This is a genomic window from Paenarthrobacter sp. AMU7 (assembly GCF_041200195.1).
Taxonomy (GTDB): domain Bacteria; phylum Actinomycetota; class Actinomycetes; order Actinomycetales; family Micrococcaceae; genus Arthrobacter.
Genome location: NZ_CP165735.1, coordinates 4,652,552 through 4,673,999, shown reverse-complemented (window position 1 = coordinate 4,673,999; position 21,448 = coordinate 4,652,552). Strand labels below are relative to the sequence as shown.

At 60.2% G+C, this 21,448-nt stretch carries 18 protein-coding genes; 8 read left to right on the top strand and 10 right to left on the bottom strand.

Annotated features, from left to right (window positions below):
• The first annotated feature begins 16 nt into the window (after positions 1–16).
• The 5 genes from ABQM86_RS21535 to ABQM86_RS21515 are packed head-to-tail and all read left to right on the top strand — an operon-like array spanning position 17 to position 5,917.
• Positions 17–1,576, top strand: coding sequence for a sugar ABC transporter ATP-binding protein (locus ABQM86_RS21535; RefSeq protein WP_280624992.1), 1,560 nt, complete (start codon positions 17–19; stop codon positions 1,574–1,576).
• On the top strand, positions 1,573–2,565 hold the full coding sequence (locus tag ABQM86_RS21530; protein ID WP_369745545.1) for an ABC transporter permease: 993 nt from the start codon (positions 1,573–1,575) through the stop codon (positions 2,563–2,565). Before ABQM86_RS21535 ends, ABQM86_RS21530 begins: the two co-directional genes overlap by 4 nt.
• On the top strand, positions 2,562–3,545 hold the full coding sequence (locus tag ABQM86_RS21525) for an ABC transporter permease (RefSeq protein ID WP_280624990.1): 984 nt from the start codon (positions 2,562–2,564) through the stop codon (positions 3,543–3,545). Before ABQM86_RS21530 ends, ABQM86_RS21525 begins: the two co-directional genes overlap by 4 nt.
• Before the next feature lie 60 nt (positions 3,546–3,605).
• Positions 3,606–4,385: a glucose 1-dehydrogenase gene (locus ABQM86_RS21520; RefSeq protein ID WP_280624989.1), complete on the top strand. Its 780-nt coding sequence runs from the start codon at positions 3,606–3,608 to the stop codon at positions 4,383–4,385.
• A gap of 50 nt (positions 4,386–4,435) precedes the next feature.
• Positions 4,436–5,917, top strand: a complete 1,482-nt coding sequence (locus ABQM86_RS21515; protein WP_280624988.1) for an aldehyde dehydrogenase family protein — start codon at positions 4,436–4,438, stop codon at positions 5,915–5,917.
• A gap of 1,284 nt (positions 5,918–7,201) precedes the next feature.
• Here ABQM86_RS21515 and ABQM86_RS21510 read toward each other — a convergent pair.
• On the bottom strand, positions 7,202–8,377 hold the full coding sequence (locus ABQM86_RS21510) for a cupin domain-containing protein (protein ID WP_280624987.1): 1,176 nt from the start codon (positions 8,375–8,377) through the stop codon (positions 7,202–7,204).
• Between the two features lie 247 nt (positions 8,378–8,624).
• A complete protein-coding gene (locus tag ABQM86_RS21505; RefSeq protein WP_280624986.1) occupies positions 8,625–9,620 on the bottom strand; it encodes a LacI family DNA-binding transcriptional regulator in 996 nt (331 codons plus the stop codon).
• A gap of 122 nt (positions 9,621–9,742) precedes the next feature.
• Here ABQM86_RS21505 and hisD point away from each other — a divergent pair, with 122 nt between their 5' ends.
• From hisD to ABQM86_RS21490, 3 genes are read left to right on the top strand one after another with little or no spacing between them, the layout of a single operon-like run.
• Complete coding sequence (gene hisD, locus ABQM86_RS21500) at positions 9,743–11,080, top strand: histidinol dehydrogenase (RefSeq protein ID WP_280624985.1); 1,338 nt, start codon at positions 9,743–9,745, stop codon at positions 11,078–11,080.
• On the top strand, positions 11,077–11,835 hold the full coding sequence (locus tag ABQM86_RS21495; protein ID WP_280624984.1) for an SDR family oxidoreductase: 759 nt from the start codon (positions 11,077–11,079) through the stop codon (positions 11,833–11,835). Before hisD ends, ABQM86_RS21495 begins: the two co-directional genes overlap by 4 nt.
• Positions 11,832–12,590 carry an HpcH/HpaI aldolase/citrate lyase family protein gene (locus tag ABQM86_RS21490; protein ID WP_280624983.1) on the top strand — a complete coding sequence of 253 codons (759 nt, stop codon included), beginning with the start codon at positions 11,832–11,834 and terminating at the stop codon, positions 12,588–12,590. The genes ABQM86_RS21495 and ABQM86_RS21490 overlap by 4 nt, the downstream gene beginning before the upstream one ends.
• Before the next feature lie 768 nt (positions 12,591–13,358).
• On the opposite strand, the gene ABQM86_RS21485 is transcribed toward ABQM86_RS21490, so the two are convergent.
• The 8 genes from ABQM86_RS21485 to ABQM86_RS21450 form a co-directional block, all read right to left on the bottom strand.
• A complete protein-coding gene (locus ABQM86_RS21485; protein ID WP_280624982.1) occupies positions 13,359–13,676 on the bottom strand; it encodes a hypothetical protein in 318 nt (105 codons plus the stop codon).
• A 63-nt stretch (positions 13,677–13,739) separates the two neighbouring features.
• Positions 13,740–15,050, bottom strand: coding sequence for an MFS transporter (locus tag ABQM86_RS21480; RefSeq protein WP_369745544.1), 1,311 nt, complete (start codon positions 15,048–15,050; stop codon positions 13,740–13,742).
• 206 nt (positions 15,051–15,256) lie between these two features.
• Positions 15,257–16,270 (bottom strand): ester cyclase, encoded by a 1,014-nt coding sequence (locus ABQM86_RS21475; protein WP_369745543.1) that lies wholly within the window; start codon positions 16,268–16,270, stop codon positions 15,257–15,259.
• Between the two features lie 51 nt (positions 16,271–16,321).
• Positions 16,322–17,347 (bottom strand): ornithine cyclodeaminase, encoded by a 1,026-nt coding sequence (locus ABQM86_RS21470; protein WP_280624979.1) that lies wholly within the window; start codon positions 17,345–17,347, stop codon positions 16,322–16,324.
• 117 nt (positions 17,348–17,464) lie between these two features.
• A complete protein-coding gene (locus ABQM86_RS21465) occupies positions 17,465–18,154 on the bottom strand; it encodes an alpha/beta fold hydrolase (protein WP_369745542.1) in 690 nt (229 codons plus the stop codon).
• A 133-nt stretch (positions 18,155–18,287) separates the two neighbouring features.
• Positions 18,288–19,322: an ester cyclase gene (locus ABQM86_RS21460; protein ID WP_280624978.1), complete on the bottom strand. Its 1,035-nt coding sequence runs from the start codon at positions 19,320–19,322 to the stop codon at positions 18,288–18,290.
• A 2-nt stretch (positions 19,323–19,324) separates the two neighbouring features.
• Positions 19,325–20,284, bottom strand: coding sequence for an ester cyclase (locus ABQM86_RS21455; protein ID WP_280624977.1), 960 nt, complete (start codon positions 20,282–20,284; stop codon positions 19,325–19,327).
• Positions 20,285–20,307: 23 nt separating this feature from the next.
• Entirely contained in the window at positions 20,308–21,405 is a 1,098-nt protein-coding gene (locus tag ABQM86_RS21450) for a hypothetical protein (protein WP_280624976.1), read from the bottom strand.
• Between the last annotated feature and the right edge of the window lie 43 nt (positions 21,406–21,448).

Below are 21,448 nucleotides of genomic sequence, written 5' to 3'. Positions count from 1 at the left end.
CATCGAGAGGTGCAAAATGTCTGACCTAAAAAAGCCACTGGCTCTTCAGGCAAAGAACATTAGAAAGTCATTCAACGGTGTAGCTGCCCTTAAAGGAGTTTCTCTCAACCTGTACGCCGGAGAGGTCCATGGCCTCAATGGCGAAAACGGCGCCGGTAAATCTACGCTGATCAAGATCATTACCGGCTTCTATCAGTCCGATGCCGGAGAGTTGCTGCTCGAAGGTTCCCCGGCAACTTTTGCCAAGCCGCTGGATGCACAGCGTTCGGGCATCAGCACGGTGTACCAGGAGATCAATCTGATCCCCGAGCGCACTGTGGCGGAGAACATTTTGCTCGGCAGGGAGCCTCGCCGCGCGGGATTCCTGGATAAGAAGGCCGCAGTTCAGCAGGTACAGGCAATCCTGGAAAGGTATGGCCTGGACATCGACCCGCGCGCGAAGGTCTCCTCCTTGGGCCTTGGAATGCAGCAAATGGTGGCAATTGTTCGCTCGGTTGCTTTCGAAGCCAAAGTTGTCATCCTCGACGAACCAACCTCCGCTCTCAACGGAAAGGAAATCGAGACGCTCTTTGGGGTGATTCGACAACTGCGCTCCGAGGGAGCAGCTGTGCTGTTCGTAAGTCACCGAATGTCCGAGCTTTACGAGCTATGCGACCGGTTCACCGTGCTGCGTGACGGAGAATTCATCACTGAGAGCACGCCGGCCGAGCTCCCTCGCGTCGAACTCGTCAAGGCAATGCTTGGTGGCGTAGAGCTCGGCGAAGCTGACACGGACCTTGGGGCCGCAAAGCGCCGGGTCGAACGCCTGGCAACGGAGGAGATCGGCCTCTCGGTTCGGGACCTTTGCTGGTCTACGCGCGTCCGGAACGTGTCCTTTGACGTCAGAAAAGGCGAAATCGTTGGTTTGCTGGGACTTCTGGGGGCCGGGAGAACGGAGACGTGCAAGGCCCTGTTCGGCGCGGTCAAGGCCGAGTCCGGGGACGTTCTGGTGGACGGCAAGGCGCTCACTCGTGCGACGCCATCACGTGCTCTGCGCGCTGGCCTCGCTTACCTCTCTGAGGACCGCCGAACCGAAGGTATCTTTGCGGGTCTCAGCATCAAAGAGAACCTCACTGCCGCCACTCTGGACAGTCTGGCAACCTTCGGGTTTGTCAGTCTCAAGGCTCAGAACAAGGTCGTCAAGCACTACAGCACCGAACTGAAGATCAAGGCAGCAAACCCGGAGCAATCCATCAGCGAACTTTCGGGCGGCAACCAACAAAAGGTTCTCCTGGCGCGATGGCTATCCCGTGAACCCAAGGCGATCCTTCTGGACGATCCGACAAGAGGCATCGATATCGGTGCCAAGGCAGAAGTACACCGCGTCGTCAGAGCATTGGCAGATAAGGGAATCTCGGTCGTCATGACGTCCAGCGAAACGGAGGAGCTGCTCGCAGTATGTGACCGGCTCATCGTCCTTAGTGAGGGACGAGTTATGGGTGAGGTCTATTCCCATGAAGTGGACTACCAGGATGTCATGCGTCTGCTTTCGGGTCAGGCCGGCAACACTCATGAAAATGTAGGAGAGACGCGATGAGCGCACATGTTCAAACTCGCCCTGCCCATCCCCAAGATCCCCTAGGGGATCGTGGGCGGAACGTCCTCGATTGGGCCAGCAAGAATGCCGTCTACGTCGCCCTCGTTGCTCTTTTTATCTTCAATCTCTTGGCCACCCGAGGGTTTGCCAGCGCCTTCACTCTCCAGAATCTCCTTTTCTCCGCCGCCCCGCTCATTCTGATTGCAGTGGGACAAACGCTGGCCATCGGCACAGGTGGAATCGACCTGTCGGTAGGGTCCGTCATGGCTTTCTCGTCGGCGACAATAGCCCTCTACTTGGGTTACGGAGAAGCTGCGACCCTGCTCATTGCCGTTGCTGCTGCAGCGGCCATTGGCTTGGTCAACGGTTCACTGATCGCCTTCGCCCGAATCAACCCGTTAATCACTGGGCTTGGGCTGCTTGTTGCGGTACGAGGATTAGCGCAGGCTGTATCCGGCGGTTCCCGCTCACCGATCCCGCCAGGGGGCTTGTTCACCTGGATAGGCAATGCATCATTTGTTGGAGTGCCGATCGTCGCATTGTTTGCGTTCGCTACCACAGCTGCATTTATCATCCTCGTTCGTCGGACGACTTTTGGTCGCTATGCGCTTTTCGCTGGCTCAAACCGTTCAGCCGCGTTCCTCGCCGGCACGCCACGAAACTCCACTCTGATCGGGGTTTACATAGCCAGTGCTACCCTCGCGGGAATCGCAGGTGTGATGGTTTCTGCCAGGATCGGCGCCTCGGACCCCAGTTTCATTGGCATCAACTTCGAGCTAACGGCGATCGCAGCTGTCGTGATCGGCGGTACACCCCTCGCCGGTGGGCGCATGTCCATTCTTGGGGCAGCCTCCGCGGCGATCTTTCTACAGCTCATTGACACAACCTTTGTCATGCAGGGCATAAATCCCGCATTCTCCCAGGTTTTGAAGGCCGTTCTCATCATTGTGGCCCTCTACATGCAACGATCAAGAAAGGACGCACGATGAGCTCCGCTGTCTCCGTGGCCTACGGCCGCCCACCGCTACTTGGCCAGAAGAGCTTACTGGAGTTGGCCCAGACCTATGGGGTCATGGGCGTTCTGCTGATCCTGGGCGTCGTCGCGTCACTGTCCTTCCCCTCATTTGCCAGCCCAAGCAATATTTCGTCCATCATTACTGCCGCCTGTTTCCTTGGATTGATCACCATCGGACAGAGCCTGGTTGTCATCTCCGGCGGTATTGATCTCTCTGTTGGTTCCATGGTGGGTCTTGGAACGGTTGCGGCAGCACTCGCCTCTCCCTACGGCTGGTTCTGGGCCCTGTTAGCCCCCGTCGTCGCGGGCACCCTGGTTGGTTTCGTCAATGGTTTACTCATAGGCAAGGCGAAGATGGCGCCTTTCATCGTCACTCTCTGTGGGCTGCTCGGCCTCAAGGGGATCGCACTCTTACTGGCACCAACCAGCATCCTGATCCAGAACAGCGACTTCAGTTCCATCGGCAACGGTGCGTTCCTGGGCTTGAGTAATCTCATCTGGCTTATCGTGATTGCCTTTGTCATTGCAGGGCTGTTATTAAACCGCACATCCTTCGGTTCCAATGTGTTCGCTGTTGGCGGCAACGAGGCTGCCGCTCGAATGATGGGGACCGACGTAGCCAAGATCAAGATTGCCGTATACACCATCAGCGGAGCCCTCTCAGGTCTCGCCGGTGCATTGCTGGCCTCGAGGCTCTCTTCCGGTGTATCTACCCTGGGCACGCAGTACGAACTCAAATCAATCGCTGCGGCCGTCATTGGAGGGGTGCTGCTCACGGGGGGCGTTGGCACTATGCTCGGAGCCCTTTGCGGTGTCCTGCTCATTGGCGTCATTCAGAACATCATTACGCAAATCGGGACGCTCAACGCCTATTACCAGGATCTTGTCACAGGCCTGTTCCTCGTTCTTGCGGTCGTGATCCAGGGGGTTATGTCCAATCGCCGAAGTCCGTAAAGGCCTCCTTAAACAATCCGTACTTACATGAACAACACAGCAAGAAAGGTGCCAAATATCATGGCAACACTGGAAAACAAGATCTCCCTCATCACTGGAGCTGCGTCGGGAATGGGCAAGGCAATGGCCTTGGCCTTCGCTGAAGAAGGTTCGCACGTCGTCATTGCTGACCTGAACCTTGAGGGCGCTAGCGCCGTCGTCGAAGAAATCAAGAAATCGGGTGGTTCTGCCTCAGCAGTGATGCTGAACGTGGCCGATCCAGAGCAATCCAAAGCCCTTATTCAGAAGATCGTCGCAGATCACGGCACCCTGGACATCCTCGTCAACAACGCCGGCATCGGATTGATCAAGTCGATTGAAGACACGACGCCCGACGAATGGGACCGTATCTTCAACGTCAACGTCAAGGGCCTGTTCTTCCTCACCCAAGCCGCGTGCGAACCTATGCGCCAGCAGGGCAGCGGCAAAATCATCAACATGGCCTCTATCGCCGGGCGCAGGGGTGAGGCGTTGGTGGCAGCATACTGCGCGTCGAAAGCTACCGTGATTTCGATTACCCAGTCCGTTGCCTTGGCAATGGCACCATACGGGGTCAACGTCAACGCGTTGGCTCCTGGAATCGTGGACACCCCTTACTGGAAAGAAGTCGATAAGCAGTTTGGCGACATCACCGGCAAGGCCGAGGGCGAGACGTTCAAGGATGCAGCAGCCGGAATTCCGCTCGGACGGACATCCGTCCCGGAGGACATCGTACCGATGGCCGTCTTCCTCGCCGGAGCCGGTTCTAACTACATCACTGCCCAGACGTACAACGTCGAAGGCGGAATCGTCATGAGCTAGCGCTGGCTGAAGAAGAAGAACAAAGTAACGTCAGCAGTTAGGAGCATTAGATGAACGCGTCGCTTTTCACTCAGAATTCCCTTCTAGGGCCCTCACCCGCCATGCTCGTCGGCGGCCAATGGATCACGTCAACCGCCACACGCCCAGTGGACAACCCTGCAACAGGCGAAGTCTTTACGGCGGTCCCCGACGGGCAGCTCGAACATGTTGAACAGGCCCTCACCAAAGCCAAGGCTGCCCAGAAGGAGTGGGGACAGCGTTCCCTCGCCGAACGTGCCCGGGTCCTGGAAGAAGTTGTACGCCAAGTAGACGCCCATGCCGAAGAACTGGCGCAAATTGTCGTCGCCGAGCAGGGCAAGACCATCACCGAAGCCCGAGGCGAAATCGGCGGTGTCAAGGCCTTTTTTGACTACGCCATCAGCCAAAAATACCGCAACGTCGGGGAGCTCGTTGCCCCCTCAGCGCACGGCGAGCAATTGTCGATCAGGGAGGAGCCGGTCGGTATCGTCGCGGCGATCATCCCGTGGAACTTCCCCGCAGCCATTTTCGCCAGGAAGGTTGCCCCGGCATTGATGGCAGGCAACGCAATCGTTGTTAAGCCAAGTGACCTGACCCCGCTTTCCTCGCTTGCCATGGCTAAGATCTGTGAACTGGCGGGAGTTCCGGAAGGTCTCGTCAGCGTCATAACTGGGCCCGGCCGGATATTGGGCGCTGCACTAGTGGAGCACCCCTTGGTCAACATGGTCACGGTAACCGGCTCAACACGGGCCGGGCAGGAAATCCTGGCCAAGGCCTCGGAGAAGGTCATTCCGGTGTCGCTGGAGCTTGGCGGTAAAGCGCCGGTGATAGTTTTTGATGACGCCAACCTCGACCTTGCCGTGCAGAAGGCTTTCGAGGCGAGATTCTGGAATTGCGGGCAGGTTTGCACCTGCAATGAACGCACGTACGTCCAACGAGGCGTCTACGAGGAATTTGTCAGCCGCTTCGTCGCGAAGGTGAAAAGCCTTAGGGTGGGCGACCCCCTGGACGAGGCATCCGAGATGGGCCCCAAAGTTTCACGGGCCGAGCGCGACAAGATTATCGACTTTGTTGATGCGGCTGTTGCCGCCGGGGCGAAGATCGAAATCGGGGGCGGCGCACCGGACGGACTGGAGAACAGTGCTGGCTACTGGGTTGCTCCTACGGTGCTGACCAACGTCACTAACGATATGGACATCGTCCAGCAGGAGGTTTTCGGCCCCGTCCTGCCAATCGTGCCCTTTGACACCTACGATGAGGCGATTGAATGGGCCAACTCCACCGTCTATGGTTTAACTGCCTATGTGTTTACGGAAAACATCCGTACTGCTATGTCTGCGACTGACGACCTTGAATTCGGTGAAGTCTACCTTAACAAAATTGGTCCCGAACAAGTCCAGGGCTTCCACACAGGGTGGAAGCTCTCCGGCCTCGGCGGCGATGATGGACAGCACGGTTTTGAACGGTACAGCCGAAGGAAAACCGTCTATCTGGACTACAGCGCAACCAAATAAGTCAGGCGGCCAGAACTCCTGCCCGTACAAGAAGTCCGGATACCTGTAGATAAGGGTATTTCTGACCGTGCTGTATCCCTGATGCAGCTACATCCAGTTGCTTAAGGCCGAAGCCGGCGAGACAGCGAACGGACCGTTTATCCAGGTCAGTGCGTGAAGTAGACAGGCACTGATCTGGATAAACGCCGTTAGGAGGTGGCAATGGCACGCAGCCATAGCGCAAGAAGCAATAGTTGGAAATGACCAGTTACAATTCTTGGGCTGACTAGAGATGCCGCCGGGCGCGTAAATCCGATGTCCGAACAAAGTGGCTTGTGTCTGAGTGTGGAGCCTGATCAAAGCGACAGCATCTGCGATTCTGGACCCAAACGCAACAGAAAGGGTGGGCTGCTTCGATTCGCCGCGTTGAAGTGGAAAGCGGGGTTGTTGCTTTTCAGTATGTCGGCGCTATCGGGGAGGATGTGTTTCTGCCTGGGCTGTCGCGGAGACTGCTGATACGCACACGGAGGCACCATAAGTCTTTGGGACGAACGACAGTGCCCCGGCTGCTAAGACTTACGGACCATTGCATCGTTTTTTTCGCTGCCCGGGACCACCAACGCTTGTGCGCCGACGGTGACAAGGGGCGTCAATTGTGCTCGATACTGTGAGGGCGTCCATGACTAGGGTTCTTGATCATGTCGTGTGAGAGCTCATAAACGTTGCGGGAATTTCTGGTGGCCAAGTGTATTGGCCAACGATTTGGACCTGCACAGCGTTCGCTAACTAGCTCGCCAGGCGTGCGCCGAGAACTGCATCATCAACGTTGATGTCCAAGACCAAAAACTCACGTCAGTGGCGCGCAGCAGTTCTGTTGTGCGTGCGGGGAAGCCGCAGGCAGTGGTTCCTCACATGTGTGGCCGGCCGGCAGAGACAGGGCCGGTCCTGGTAGCAGCGCTCTATAATCCTATGGCGGCGTGGTCCTGAACGGGCCAGGCCTGAACCGATATGTTGGTCGAGTTCCCGGCTATGCGACGCCGCAAGAGAAGGGCCGTTCCTATGCGCTCCGGGCAAGCCGACCGGGCGTCGATCTTGGCCTCGATTTCTTGGCTGACATGAAAGATGCACATTCCCTGGCTTGTCCAGTCGTTGGAATTTTTCTGCGAGTACCACTTTGAGTAGGTTCTTAGGATCAACGTGCTCCGAAATGGGCCGGATGAGCAGTCAAATAAACGCGAGCACGGGCTGAAGGGGAGGGCCGCCGTGATCGCGGCGGCCCTCCGTCACCTCTAGATTACTCCCGGGTCAGTCGTCCTCGGCTGCGCCTTCCATAACTGCCGTGGGTGCTACGTAACCGTTGGGGTCGATAACCCAGCCAGCGTCGTGGGCCGCGGCTGATACCTCGGGTGCCCATTCAAGGCGAACGCGGTCGTCGCCCGGATTGATTACCAAGAGTTCACCGGTACCTGGTGTCGCTGCCGATTCGCTGCCTTCAAGGCAACGGAACTCCCGCCAGCTGTTGGCGGGAACCGAGAATGAATCGGACGGGCCGAGCTCAAGCGTGGTGCCGGCGTCCCCGCTCAACGTGACGGCCCAGCGTCCGGACTTGACGAGCAGCACCTGCGGCCGGTCATGCCGGTGCCGCAACACGCCTTCGCCCTCCTGCGCCCGCAACCAAGAGAGATTGAAGCTGTGCGGCTCGTGGATCGGCGGAACCTGGCGGCGGTCCTCGGACATGCCGTAGCCGATCACCAGGCTCAGTTCCGCGCCGCCGCCCGGCAGAACGTTGCACAGCAGCGCGTTTCGGCTATAGGTGCGGTCACCAGGCTGGACCACGCGGGAGCGCATCTGCTCGGGAGTATAGCTGGTGAGCTCATCAATGAAATTCTGCTCCATCGGCTTGATGAGCGCGACGCCCTCCGGGAGTTCGTCACCGGCCACGGTGTCGATGAGGCGGTTGTCAGCAGTGAGGTGCAGGCCGTAGGACTCAGCCTCACGGAGCACCGACGGACCCCAGATGATGCCACCGGTATCGTCCCTGCCAAGGACCGTATATAGAAGTCCCTCGTCCGGACCCTCGTTGGTGAAGCCACGGAAAATCCAGGTCGGAACGGAGATGATGTCACCATCCTTGGCTACATATTCTCCCTGCTTGCCGTCCGCGCCCCAGCGGAGACGGAACTCCCCGCCCAGATTGATGAACACCTCGGCGGTGAAGTGAAGATGCAGGTTGTTGCTGATGCCATTGGGCATACCAGCTGCGCCGGTGTTGAAGCCGTGGGGTTCTGTCAGGTTCACGTACTGGTTGGGGTTCTGGGATACTCCAGGGCCGACGAAGGCGTAGTTCTCCTTCTTATCCGACCCTGGCGTGCGGCAATCGATGAACGCCGCGTTGCAAGCGACCCAGTCCGTACGGCGGATGGTGCGCCGCTGGATCTCACTTATGTCGATGTTCTGCTCGGAAGCGATGGTGCTGGTCATGAATATCCCTCCTTTGGGATGTGATGAGTTGAGCGGGATCGAGAGATAGTTTTGCGGTCGGCTTGCGGGCATCGCCGCGGCTGGCCTTGAACTGGGCATGATGGTGGCGTGGGCCCAAAGCTGATCAAACGGCACTTCGGTCGAGACCCGATTTCTCTCTCGCGTGAAATTAGTCGATTCCTAGATGACAGCCAGTGTATGCGTATGCAAAGGTCAGTGGCAAGTCCCGCTATGGCGAAGTTTTTCTTTAGTTGACAGATCCCAAGGTGTCTCGCATAAGCAGGCGGGACGGGAATGAGCACTCTTCAGGCGCTTGGTTCGGCTTCTCTATCCGCCCCACTAGCAGGTCCGCAGCCTTGCGCACCATGGCATCCAAATCGTACGCGATGGTTGTCAGTCGAATGATGGGCCAGGAGGCCGATGGAAGGTCGTCAAAGCCAATGATGGACACATCCCCGGGGACATCGGCACCGGCTACGCGCGCTGCGTTCAGCGCACCGAATGCTACGACGTCGTTGCCGCAAACAATGGCGGTGGGGGGTTCGGGCATCGCCAGGAAGCGCTCTGTCCCCACCTGGCCCGTAGAGGTCTCGAAGGCACCGCGATGAACATAACGCGCAGGGATCGAAATGCCGTAGTGCGCCAGCGCTTCGCGGAGCGCGAGTTCACGGTTGACCGCGGTGCTGGTGTTGGCCGGACCCAGGATGGCGGCTATGCGGCGGTGGCCTAGCTCGAATAGTGCCTTAGCAGCTTCGCTCATGCCTAATGCAGGATCCACGACTGCTGAGTCGGCACTCACGGCCGCGGATGTCCGATTGAAGTACACGAAGGGAAGTCCGCGGTCCCGCAGCCTGTGCGGTACTACCGAGTCGATTGTTGAGGTGGCCAGGAGCACGCCGTCGAGTCCGTTGGAAATGAGCCGCTCAGCGACCACTTCGTTGTCCGCGGCTTCCGTCTGCAGCATGAGCTGATAGCCGCGGGATTCAAGCTGGTGGAACGCGGGCGCGATGATATGCGGGTAGAACTGGTTTTCAAGGTCAGTGAGCAGGAGGCCAATCCGCCTGGTCCGCCCGCTGGACAAGGCCCGCCCGACGTCACTGGGGACGTAGCCCAGCCGCGAGGCGGCTCGCCGAACGCGGTCCTTCGTGGCCTCCGAAACGCGCGGGTCATCGCGCAGGGCGCGGGACACCGTGGGCTGCGAAACGCCCGCTAGCTGCGCGACATCATGGCTCGTAACACTCATCTAGTTCTCCCTAAGGTCTGCGGCATCCTCGACGCCGCAGGGTTCTATCGAATCAGACTCTTGACCAATGTGTCTTCTCCTTCCTATTATAGACATACGTATGTAATAACGAAGGAGTTATTGTGGTCAAGTACCTGAAGCAAGCACCGTCCAAGTCTTTTGCCGACACCAGCCACGCCGATGTGGCGGAGCGTGTAGGCCAGATCATCTCTGAAATCCGAACCGACGGCGACGCCGCCGTCCGAAAGTACGCCGAACTCTTCGACAAGCAGACCGCTGATTCATTCCGGCTTTCGGATGCCCAGATTGAAGAAATCATGGACAGCTTGGACCAGCAGGTCATTGACGACATCATCTTCGTCCAGAACCAGGTCCGCACGTTCGCCCAGGCGCAGCGGGACTCGATGCGGGACGTGGAGATCGAAACCCTTCCGGGGGTCTTCCTCGGCCACCGCCACGTTCCGGTGCAGGCCGCCGGAGCGTACATTCCCGGCGGCAAATACCCACTTACCGCATCCGCCCATATGACGATCATCACCGCCAAAGTCGCCGGGGTCCCGCGGGTGGTCGCCTGCACGCCACCGATCCGGGGTGAGGTACCCGCCGCGACGATCGCCGCAATGAAACTTGCCGGGGCAGACGAGATCTATCTGCTGGGTGGGGTCCAGGCCGTCGCAGCAATGGCACTTGGCACCGAGTCGATCAACCGCGTGGACATGATCGCGGGCCCAGGCAACGCCTATGTCGCCGAGGCCAAGCGGCAGCTCTTCGGCGAGATCGGCATTGACCTCTTTGCCGGCCCGACCGAAGTTCTCATCGTGGCGGATGCCGATGCCGACCCGTTCATTGTCGCCGTCGATCTCCTCTCCCAGGCCGAACACGGACCGGACTCACCCGCGATCCTGGTAACCACCTCCGAAAGGGTGGCCCGAGAGACACTCGGCCACATCGAACGGATCTTGCCGGACATGCCGACCAAGGACTTCGCTGAACCTGCGTGGCGGAACTGGGGCCAGGTCATCGTCGTCGAGGACCTTGACGAGGCGTACAGTGTCGCAGACCGGTTCGCGGCCGAGCACGTCCAGATCTTTACCGCCGACCCCACCGTGGCGCTGACCAAAATGCACAATTACGGGGCGCTCTTCCTCGGTGAGAACACCTGCGTCTCCTACGGTGACAAGGTCATCGGGACCAACCATGTGCTCCCCACTCTCGGTGCCGCGAGGTACACCGGCGGGCTGTGGGTGGGGAAATACCTCAAGACGGTGACTTATCAAGTCATTGAGAATGCCGAGTCGTCCGCAGAACTGGGCAGGGTTCTGGGGCGTGCAGCACGCGTTGAACTTTTCGAAGGACATGCCCGATCGGGCGACGTGCGTGTCTGGCGCCACGGCGGCGAACGGTTCGAATGGATCGACCGTGCCCTATCGGGCACCACCTCCGTCGGCGCGACGCGATGAGATCCCTGACGGGCCGTACTGCCCTCATCACCGGCGGCGGTACGGGCTTGGGCGCGGCCATTGCGCGGGCACTTCACGAGGCCGGTGCCGAGGTTGTTGTCGCCGGCCGGCGCCAACAGCCACTTCAAGAAGTCTCATCGGAGCTGGGGGGTGGCGCAAGCTGGCGCATCGTGGATGTGGCCGATCCGGACTCGGTTGACCAGCTCCGACAGAGTCTGGTCGGGAAGGAGGTGTCCATCCTTGTCAACAATGCCGGGATCGCTGGCCCGGTTGCACCGCTTACCGATATCGCCCCGGTTGAATGGGACGAGGTTTTTGATGTCAATGTCCGTGGGACATTCCTGATGTGCCGGGCCTTCCTGCCTGCTATGGTCAAACGCGGCAGCGGGGACGTCATCAATCTCGCCTCGGTGTCAGGCAAGCGGCCTCTCATACGGCGGACACCATACTGTGCTTCAAAGATGGCCGTGATCGGGCTCAGCTCCACGCTTGCATTCGAGGTCGGGCCGGCAGGCGTCAACGTCAATACCCTTTCGCCGGGGCCGGTGGATGGGCCGCGGATGGACCGGAATTTCCGCCTTGAGGCCGAACGGACCGGCAAGACTTATGACCAGGCGCAGGACGTTTTCGTTTCCCGCGCCGCCCTGGGTCGGATGGTGACCGAGTCCGAGGTTGGAGCAGCCGTGGTTGCAATGCTGGGGATGCCCGGCCTTTGCGGGGCGGACGTGGACCTCTCTGCCGGGATGGTCGCGTGAGGACGCAACGGCGTGCACTGCGCACGCGGGTCCTCGGCGGTGAGCGGGTCTGCGGGGTCCTCCTCCGCATGCCCTCGGAGGAGCTGGTGGAGATGCTCGCTGTGGCGGGCTTCGACTTCATCATAATCGACTGCGAACACGGACCAGCAGATGCCATACCCCTTCGTCAGCACATCGCCGCGGCGGCCATGCATGGTGTCGAAGTCCTCGTCCGGGTGGGGGAGGGCGAGGATGCCCTGATCCTGCGGGCGTTGGACAGCGGCGCGGCTGGAGTGGTTGCGCCGCACGTGGATACTGCGGATCAGGCACGGAACGTTGTCGCGGCCGCCCACTATCCTCCACGCGGGCGCAGGGGCTTCGCAACATACGGGCGGGCGGGTTCGTATGGAACCGTCAGCGGCCCGGACCACAAGGCTCGGCTAGTCGAGGAAACGCTGGTAATCGGTATGATCGAGTCCCCGCTTGCGGTGTCTGCGGTGGACAGGATTTTGGCCACGGAGGGACTCGACGGGCTAATGATCGGGGCCGCCGATCTGGCCGCGTCCAGCGGACCAGAGGACCTTTCAGTCTCCGAATCCCGGGTTCGGGTCAACAGAGCACTAGCCTCCGCCGAGTCGCTGAGGCTGGACCTCGTGGGCGATGCCGAGGCTGCTGCCGCCGCCTATGCCGACGGGGCCCAGATGGTGGCATACAACCTGACCCACGCACTCATGGCGCAATTTGCCACGCTCCTGAACGTCCGTCCGCTCGGGTAGTTTCGGACTGGCCCGCGAAGAGCCGGCCGCCCCTCCTTGGTCATAAGACGGGGCCGGGGTGGGCGGTTCTTTTCGGTCCCTGCGGCAATGATTGTCGCTAGCTTTCGCCGGGACTTGATAAGACGGCCCGAGCCCGGGACAGCGTCCAGGGCTGGGCCCTTTGCCGGGCATTCCTTGGGTGATAGATGGCTGGCCTCGATCGGCACCCGCCGCGCCCCGAAACCTGCCGCTACGATTCCTCCTGAAATTGCGTGGCAGATCGCGTTGGCCGGTCCGAGAACGAGCATTCGCCGCTCCTTCAGCGCGGCGCGAGTCGTCAACCCTGGTGGGTCTGCATTAACAGCTGTGCATCGAGACGTGAAGGTGTCATCTCCCATGCGCAGGGCCCGTTCCACGAGGCCAGGGCAGCGTTCCTGTGCCCGGTCGCTCAGGAGCGTATAGGGGGTCATCCAAGGACGAGAGCTGTCTATTTGTTAAGCCACCCGCCCTCTATCAGGCGCTGACGTAACGCCAGGCGGGTCAGAGGTTCGTTGCCGTCCTGGAACTTCCGGCGGACCGCGGTCAAATGTTCTTTTACCGTGTCGACACTAATCCCGAAGACTTGGCCGGTCTCTGCCATAGTGTGGCCCTCATCTCCCAGGTAGATCGAGACTACTTGGTTGGTGTTCCCGGGCCGTCAGCTTTGGGGCAGTATCGTGGACAGCTAAAGCTGCGGCGACTTCGTCGGAAATGAACATCTGTCCCCGGGCTGCTGCCCCTAGCTCGTCTTCAAGGTCCTTGGCGCCGACGGTCTTGGGAATATAGGCCAGTGCCCGCGTAGGCTTGGCGAATCACGGCCGGGTCTGTCACGGCGCTGCACACCACCACTTGTGGCCCAGCCGAGATAAGGGCACTGATTTTCGCGGGCAAGGGGATGCTGTCTCCGAGCAGGACGTCCAGAATCACGACATCGGAGAGTGCGCCAAGGTTCGGGACGAGCTCTGCCCAGGACGGGTACCGGCCCACAACCTTGATGCCTTCGGTATTTTCCTCCAGCCACACGGAAAGGGATTCGAGAACCACTGCGTGGTCCTCGATGATGTCCACCTCAAGAGTCGGGGGCGGAAATCGAGTACCGACGCCACCGCGCGTTCCAGTACTTGGTTTGGCTCATGAGGGCAGGGTCTTGGAGGGGGCGGTTGTTCGTCCTCGATCCAGGGCAAGGCCGAGGAGGGAAACCGTGACGCCGATTGCGCCAGCTGCGACGAACCCGCTCCAGGGGTCCATGCTGTCGATGAAAAGACCTGTTAACGGTGCTCCTACGGCAACGCCGGCGGTAAGCGCCGAGCCATACCACCCCATTGCCTCGCCTCGTCGGTTTTCGTCCACGAGTTCCGCCACTTTTTCGGACGCTGCTGTCATTACCGGTGCGCAAAGGAGGCCCGACGGGACGGACAGGAACGCCAGCGACCACGCATCCCTTGCGCAGGCCATCGGAATGGTCAGTGCGGCCATGGCGAGCAACAACAGGACGGGCGAAATTGACTGGTGCATGGCACCGTAGGCCAGTCCTCCGATCAGCGAGGCTCCGCACCAGAAAGCGAACACAATTCCGATGTCTGTTTGCTGGCCGCCTCGCTCCACGAGGGCGACGATGCCCACGTCGGTGCCGCTCATTATTATGCCGGCACCGGCAGCTACGGCAAAGATCGCGCCAACCTGGGGCGAAAGCCAAGTGAAGTTCCGCCTAATCCGGCTGCGGAATCCTGACGATTCGCTTGTGCCACGGGGCCCGTACGTAGCTGAGTGGGACCCGTGTTCAGCGGCTTCGGGGTAGTGCCCTGTAGCCGACGTCGCGAATGCGGGCTCGGCCGCACGCAGACCTTCTTCGGCGGCGTGAGTGCTACGAGTTGGTGGGTTGAACCACATGAGCAGAAGACCGGCGAGTGAGGCCGAGATGCCGACGGCCGTCAGGCCCGCGGCCGAGAACCCTGCAGCGGCTACGACGGCGCCCACGGCTGGTCCAATCATGAAAACGAGTTCGCTGCCGATCGAGTCCAGGGCGAAACCCGTCCTTCGCTGGTCCGCCTCCAACAACGCGCCCATCGACTGACGCATTACGGTGAAGATGGGAAGGGTGAGGAGACCAGCGACAAAGACCAGGGGGAGGATCCACTGGTATTCGACGTGCGGCACTATGGCCCAGATCACAATCTCGGCCGTAACGGATGGCATCAGGGCCTTTCGCAGGCCCACCGTGTCCACGCGTCTCCCGCGCCAGGGTGCTCCGAGCGCGATTCCTATTGTCATCACTGCGGCGGCCGCGCCGGCGGCGGCGTAGCCCTCGTCGAGACTCAGGACAATATGTAGTGTCAGCAGCAGGTAGGCTGCTGAATGCGGGATGCGGGAGACCATGCCTACGATCAAAAGGCGCCGAACCGGTTTGACAGCCAGCAGTTCTTTGTAGAGAGCAAAGTTCACGGTTCACATTCTTGCTTTGTCGCGCTAACGCGACGGTGTTCGGTTGCCTGCTCCGACCGCGACTAGCGTTCGTTACGGCGCCATCGTTCGCTCTGCCGGTGAGAATTTCCACGGAAAACAGGTTGACGGGGCGGGCGGCACCCAAGTGCAGACCCAGATGCAGGCCGTCTTGGTTGAGGCCAGCGCATCGCGGCCACGCGTCGGGTTTATGTGTCGTTTGTGTGGCAGAGCGATTCCATGCGGCCGAGGATGTCGAGTCCTTGCATGTTCAGGTAATGCAGGATGTCGATGAAGATCCAGTTCTCGGCCAGCTTGCCGTCTTCGACGCGGTAGATGTCCACGACCCGCATGTCAGCCGGGTGGGGACTAGCTGTCATGCCCATGAATCCCCCGGAATTGGTCAAGGTGAGATTGGGCCAACCGAAGAAGCCGCCGAAGTTGCCTTCAGCGAGCCGGCAAAGATGCCCGTTGAACTGATAGCCCTCCAGTAGCGCGCCCCGGAAAGGTGCTCCGTGTTGTCGCACGTACCTCGGAATGGTGCAGGTCGCGCCGATCCCGGCCGGGCCCCACCAGATCATGTCATCATGCCAGGTACGGGCGAGCTTCTCTGGATAAGGGGTGTCGCTGTCATCACCCATCCCGGTGAGCATGGCGTTGATGGCTCGGAGGCTCTCCTGGCCGGTTGCCGGATCCTGGGCGCCGTACATGAGTCCCTCATGGGTCGCCGGGCCCAGTTGGACAAGGTGAGCGCCCGTTTGGGGTGGGAAAGGGTTCTGCCCGGCCTGCATCATCAGGTGCGGTATGTCCACGAACAGTGCGGTCTCGGTGATCCGGCCATCTTCGACCTTATTGAACTCCGCGTAGCGCAGCATCACGATCTTTCCCGTCGGCCTGATGCCCAGGAAGGGACGATCAAACAGGCCCATGAAATGCCCCATGGAGGTAACCCAAACGGACTGGTTTCCGTCGATTTCGTTTTCCCCGGCCATGAAGATGTCCGGGCGGTGTTGCACCCGGGTCATGGCGGTGAGGAAAGGACCCCAGAACGCAGCTGCGACCGCTTCCGCTCCGGACTGTTCATGGAAGGGGTGCATGCCCCGCCAGTGCCAGCTCGGCGTCGTGCGTCCACCGAGGGCATGGGCCACGGTGCTGGGATTGGCTTTGAAAAGGGCCTCATGGTGGGCGCGCACCACGGCCTTCTCAGCCTGGAAGTTCTTCATCGAAAACTATCTTTCTTGGTTGAATGGCGCACGGAATCCCGACACCCTGAGTCAGGCCGGCGCGAACGCTCCGATCAAACCGAACAGATCTTTGGGGTCTTCAGGCTCTGCCACAAGATCGATTTCTTCGCAGTAGGCGGTGCCCGTGACGGCGTCCCGCACGTAGCGTAGGGCCGAGAAGTCCTCGATTGCGAAACCAACCGAATCAAAGATGGTGATCTGCTGATCGGTGGTTCGTCCGGGAGATGTTTCGCAGAGCACCTCCCAGAATTCGGTAACCGCGAAATCGGACGGTTTTTGTTGGATCTCTCCCTCGATCCTGGTTTGGGGAGCGAATTCGACGAAGATGTCTCCGATGTCCAGGATGCTGGCCTGCAGTTCCGTTTTGCCGGGGCAGTCTCCGCCGATGGCATTGATGTGAACTCCGGGCTCAATAAGTTCCTGCGTCAAAATAGTTGCCTTGGTTTTGTCTGCCGTGCAGGTGGTGATGACGTCGGCCCCCCGGACTGCGTCGGATGCCGAAGCGGCGACGGTCACCTCAAAGCCGAGTGGCGTAATGTTCCGGACGAACTTCTCCATCGCTGCCGCGTCAGTGTCCCAAATACTGAGGGAGGAGATGCCCAGGGCGGTGCGAAAGGCGAGGGCTTGGAATTCCGCCTGGCTCCCTGTTCCGATCATGGCCATGTGTCGGGCGTCGCGGCGGGCCAGTCTCTTGCCGACCATCGCAGAGGTCGCAGCCGTTCGCAGCGCAGTCAGCACTGTCATCTCAGCCAGGAACGTGGGATACCCGTTGTGGACGTCGGCAAGTACCCCGAATGCCGTTACGGTCTGATAACCGCGGCCGGGGTTGGAGGGGTGGCCGTTGACATATTTGAATCCGTATGTTTCGCCGTCGCTGGTGGGCATTAGCTCCAACACGCCGAATGGTGTGTGGCTCGCCACTCTGGCAGTCTTGTCGAATTGTCCCCAGCGTCTAAAGTCGTCCTCGAGGTAGCCAATCAGACCGGCGATGATGTTCTCGGCACCGGTGTCGGCTACCCACTGCACCATGTTGCGGACATCCACAAAACGCGTCATGCGCGCCTTCCTTTCAATGAGTTGATGAATCAAGGTATTGCCAACCCCGTTGAGGCGCTGGCGGCTTGTGCGAAGCTGGGGTCAGCCCAGGCTGACTTTTACGGACGTTCTCGGCCGTCAAGGACTGTCTACTGTTTGGCGCCTGCAGGGAGCCGGCAAATGCAGTGGCTCAAAGTCACGAAGCAATTGGGTAAATCTGCCGGGATCTTCCAGGGGCGCCAAATGTCCGGCACCGGGCAGAGTCATTAGTTTGCCTCGGGGAAGCGCCGTGGCTATTTCGGAATGCATATCGGCCGTGCAGAGCGCGTCGTCTTCAGGGTGAATGACGAGGGCAGGTCCGCCGTACTGACCTAGCGCTGGCCTGAGATCCCATCTCGTCCGCTGAGTAGCCAGTTGGTCGAGAAACGCATCGGGTCCGGTGGCATCGGCCATGGCTACAACCCTGCTCAACAGAGCTGACTCTCCGGTGCGCGATGGATGGACCAGAGCGTTCCACAATCGCACCTGCGTCATGGACGGGAATCGGCCGGCAGCTACGTCATGTTCAAGCTCATCCCAGCCCGTCATCTGCTGCCCGGTTGGAGCACGGCCGTTGGTCGAGATGAGAACCAAGGACGCCACTCGGTCCGGTTGGATGGTGGCAGCGGCCATCGAGATGATTCCGCCCAGGGAGTGGCCCACCAGGTTGAACCGCGGGGGGGCAGATGCAAGGACCGCGCGGGCCGATTGCAGAAGGCCGCGTGCCTGGACCCTGAGGTTCAAGTGCTTGCCCGGCAGCTGGCGTTGTGCCTCCCGCCATAGGTCCATTGTGCACAGCATGCCGGGAAGCCACACGGTTGGGAGGTCAGAGGGACAATCTCGGCATTCGGCAGATGTTTTCGGCCGTACGGGCAACTGCATCATCTTCTCCGCATGTGTAGGTGAAGTGCTGCTGGACTTGTTATTCATGATCGGCAGGAGAACCATTCTCGATGGTCGAGGTTCCCAACCTGTGCCGTTCAATTTCGATCATGATCGCCATCTCGTCGAAAACCCGGAATTCCTCCACGATGCGCCCATCCGAACCCAGCCGGTATTGGCTCGAGCCAAGGATGCGCATGGGCTGGTTGGTGGTGGGCCCATACATGGGCGATCCGCTGTAGGTCCCGTCGAGGACCCACATCGTGGCGGCCCGGCGTCCTTTGACAGGATCGTCGTGAACGCACAGGTCAAGGAGCGAGAGCTGGGCATCAGGAAACGCGGCCAGGAGTGAGATCAGGTCTGTGGAATAGTCCCGCGTCCCGTTTCGCCAACGGCCTCGTGTGGTGTGCAGCACCACATCCTCGTGAACGAATTTTCCCAGCTCGTCAAACCTGCGTTGGTTCCACACGATGTCCGTCAAATCGACCATTAGGTCTGTCACTTCGGAGGACCCGACGCGGACCCCCGACAGGGTCTCGCGTCCGACGTTGCTGGGTAGCTCTCCAAGCTCAAGAGCCGACGGACTCATTGACCCGGCGAGGTTCCGCGCGGTTTCCTCCGGGTTCAAACCGAGGTCCCGCACGAGGCTGTACTCGTCCCTGACCACCCATTCCTCCACGATGCGGCCCTGACGTACCAGACAGTGCGCCAAGGCACGCTTGGCAGTTGGGCGGTTCGTGGGGGGACCATACTGAGTCCAGCCTTCGTTCGTTGCTCTGATGTACACCCGGTGTGAAGAGATAAAGGCGTCTGTTCCCCGACGTTCCCACACCACATCTTCGCCGCCGGCGAGTTCATCGGGATAGGAGGCAATTGACATCACGGTGCCCTCAACGACCCCGCGGACTCCTTTCTCGGTGCCGAGGGCGCCATGTATCAGCACGTCGGGAGCGTAGTAGGTTGACTCGATCAGGCCGACCCCGCGGTCCAGCCATATCCGGTCCGTTGAACCGAGAATGTAGTCTTCGGGGCTATCGTGGGGCTGGAAGGCAGTAGCGTCAAGTTCCTCGACCATGGTCAGCCGATCTGCGCCAGGAGGGCGAGTTCGTTGTATTCGACCCACTCCGCGACCACACGTTGGCCCCTGACATGGATGTGATGGAACCCCATCAGCGATACGGGTCTGGACTGCCCGGCGTCGTTCTGCGCTGTGCCGCTGATCTGGTAACGAACGGCAACTCGTCCAGAGTCCTCGCCGTCGAGGTTCCAATACAGCTCCTCGATCTCCAGCGCGAGATCCGGAAGGAGTTCGAGCCACCGGGATACTTCGTCACGTGCCCCCGCAGGACCGAACCCGAGCCGGGTGGTGCCAAAGGAGTAGGGCGCCCCCGGAGCGTAGGTGCTATCGGTCAGGGACAGATCGCGCTTGTTGTACAGTCCATCGAGAAGATCGGCCACCACCTTGCCGGGGCCATCGATGACATCTGGGATGGCCGGCACTGACACGCCGAACGACGCGGTCAGTTCCCTCGCCTTTTCACCACGGGGGGCCCGGGAGGACCCAGCGTTCTTAATGGCTTCATTCAGCGGCAAGCCAAGCTGGTCGATGAAAGCTTTGCTGTTTCCCCCTGCCCACTCCTCCACATACTGGTCTCCCCGAATGACACAGTGCGAGATGGAGCTGTTGACGACCCGACGCCCGGTGGGCGGCCCGACCGGGCTGTCGCCGTCGTGGGTTCCCCGTGCGATCCACCGCATGGAGGTGCGGTAGCCGGACTCGTCGTCCCCGGTCCAGATGGTGTCGTCGATGATGCCGTAGTAATCGGAGAAGCCCTTTCGACGGGCCCAGGTGTCCCTCGTCACTGCCTCATCACCGATGATGTCTCCCACGTCCGTCCAAATGACTGTCTCCGGCAGGTACCACTTCGGAACCAGGTCGGGCTGCTTGTCGTTCCAGATCTCGTACGTTGTTCTTTCGACGAAATCGATCACATCCGTGTAGGGGTAACCGTTCATCTTGCGCTCAGGGTGGATCATGGTTATTGCCTTTCCTATGGTGCTTATACTCGAGTGTTGCCCACCGCGGCTGTGTGGGGAGCCGGCGGGCGCGGCCATCGTGGCAGCATCGGGTCCACCAAGTACTTGGTGTCCTCAAGGACGTCGTACCCGATCTGCTTCAGGATGTGAAGCACGTCGATCATCACCCAGTTGTCAATGATCAGACTGTGTTCATCCGTGCGGTACCAGTCAGCGACCCTCATTTCGATACGGTGTCCGGTCGGGGGCATGCCCAGCCAGCCGGGCCCGGTGTGGGTGGCGTACAAGGAGGGCCATCCGCCGGTGATGGCGAAACGACCATCACCTATCCGGATGTAGTGTCCTGGGCCCTCCAGCGGCCCCGAATGGTCCCGAACAATGCCTTCGCGGTCCGGGAAGGCCTGGATGAACAGGGCCCCGTGGTAGTCGTCAAAGCCGCGTTGACCGCGGCTGGACCCGATACCGGCAATCCCGTACCAGTTCATGTTCTTGTGCCAGTGCGGGCTGTGTTCAACTGTGGCGGCATGGTCTTGCAAGCTGGCCCCGGAGCCCAAGCCGAGATGCATCTCCCGGACGATGCGTAGAGTTTCTGCACCGAGGTCGGCGTCGTGCTCGTTGACCTTGCCCGCTGCCGAGACTGGGGGGAACGGCCACTGTTCGGCTGTTCCTGGCATCGAGCGAAAGGGGTAGTAACCTGCCTGACGCATGAGGTCGACGATGTCAAACATGATGTATGCCTTGACGATGAAGCCGTCCTCGACCAGGAAGTTCATTCCCGTCCGAAGGTAAGCCAGTCCCTGTGTGGGCGGAATTCCAAGCCAGGGTTGCTCAAATGAGCCCATCACGTAGCCGAGGGTGCTCACCCAGGACCGGCCCTCATATTCCCCTCCGATCAACACGCCCAGCCGGTGTTCGTGGTCAGGAAACGCCCTCTTTAATGAGGCCCAGAGTTCTCTCTCGACTTCCTCAACGCCATGGAGGGTGTTGAACGGATGGAAGACCTCCCAGACGGAGTCCTTTGCACAGTACCGGCGGAGAACTTGTCCCGTTGCCCCATCAGCTTCGGCGAGTTCTCCGAGGAACGCCTCGATCAGCGCCTTATTTTCAGCGTGAACGGTCATGCTCACCTCGTCGAGCCAACGCACGGCCGTTGAATCCAACGCA

Excerpts from the sequence above, each read along its gene's own strand:
- ABQM86_RS21455 (WP_280624977.1), bottom strand. The coding sequence starts at position 20,284 with ATGATCCACCCTGAGCGCAAGATGAACGGTTACCCCTACACGGATGTG.
- ABQM86_RS21460 (WP_280624978.1), bottom strand. The coding sequence starts at position 19,322 with ATGGTCGAGGAACTTGACGCTACTGCCTTCCAGCCCCACGATAGCCCC.
- ABQM86_RS21450 (WP_280624976.1), bottom strand. The coding sequence starts at position 21,405 with ATGACCGTTCACGCTGAAAATAAGGCGCTGATCGAGGCGTTCCTCGGA.
- ABQM86_RS21535 (WP_280624992.1), top strand. The coding sequence starts at position 17 with ATGTCTGACCTAAAAAAGCCACTGGCTCTTCAGGCAAAGAACATTAGA.
- ABQM86_RS21515 (WP_280624988.1), top strand. The coding sequence starts at position 4,436 with ATGAACGCGTCGCTTTTCACTCAGAATTCCCTTCTAGGGCCCTCACCC.
- ABQM86_RS21470 (WP_280624979.1), bottom strand. The coding sequence starts at position 17,347 with ATGACGCGTTTTGTGGATGTCCGCAACATGGTGCAGTGGGTAGCCGAC.
- ABQM86_RS21510 (WP_280624987.1), bottom strand. The coding sequence starts at position 8,377 with ATGACCAGCACCATCGCTTCCGAGCAGAACATCGACATAAGTGAGATC.
- ABQM86_RS21525 (WP_280624990.1), top strand. The coding sequence starts at position 2,562 with ATGAGCTCCGCTGTCTCCGTGGCCTACGGCCGCCCACCGCTACTTGGC.
- ABQM86_RS21530 (WP_369745545.1), top strand. The coding sequence starts at position 1,573 with ATGAGCGCACATGTTCAAACTCGCCCTGCCCATCCCCAAGATCCCCTA.
- ABQM86_RS21465 (WP_369745542.1), bottom strand. The coding sequence starts at position 18,154 with ATGGACCTATGGCGGGAGGCACAACGCCAGCTGCCGGGCAAGCACTTG.
- ABQM86_RS21475 (WP_369745543.1), bottom strand. The coding sequence starts at position 16,270 with ATGAAGAACTTCCAGGCTGAGAAGGCCGTGGTGCGCGCCCACCATGAG.
- ABQM86_RS21520 (WP_280624989.1), top strand. The coding sequence starts at position 3,606 with ATGGCAACACTGGAAAACAAGATCTCCCTCATCACTGGAGCTGCGTCG.
- ABQM86_RS21495 (WP_280624984.1), top strand. The coding sequence starts at position 11,077 with ATGAGATCCCTGACGGGCCGTACTGCCCTCATCACCGGCGGCGGTACG.
- ABQM86_RS21505 (WP_280624986.1), bottom strand. The coding sequence starts at position 9,620 with ATGAGTGTTACGAGCCATGATGTCGCGCAGCTAGCGGGCGTTTCGCAG.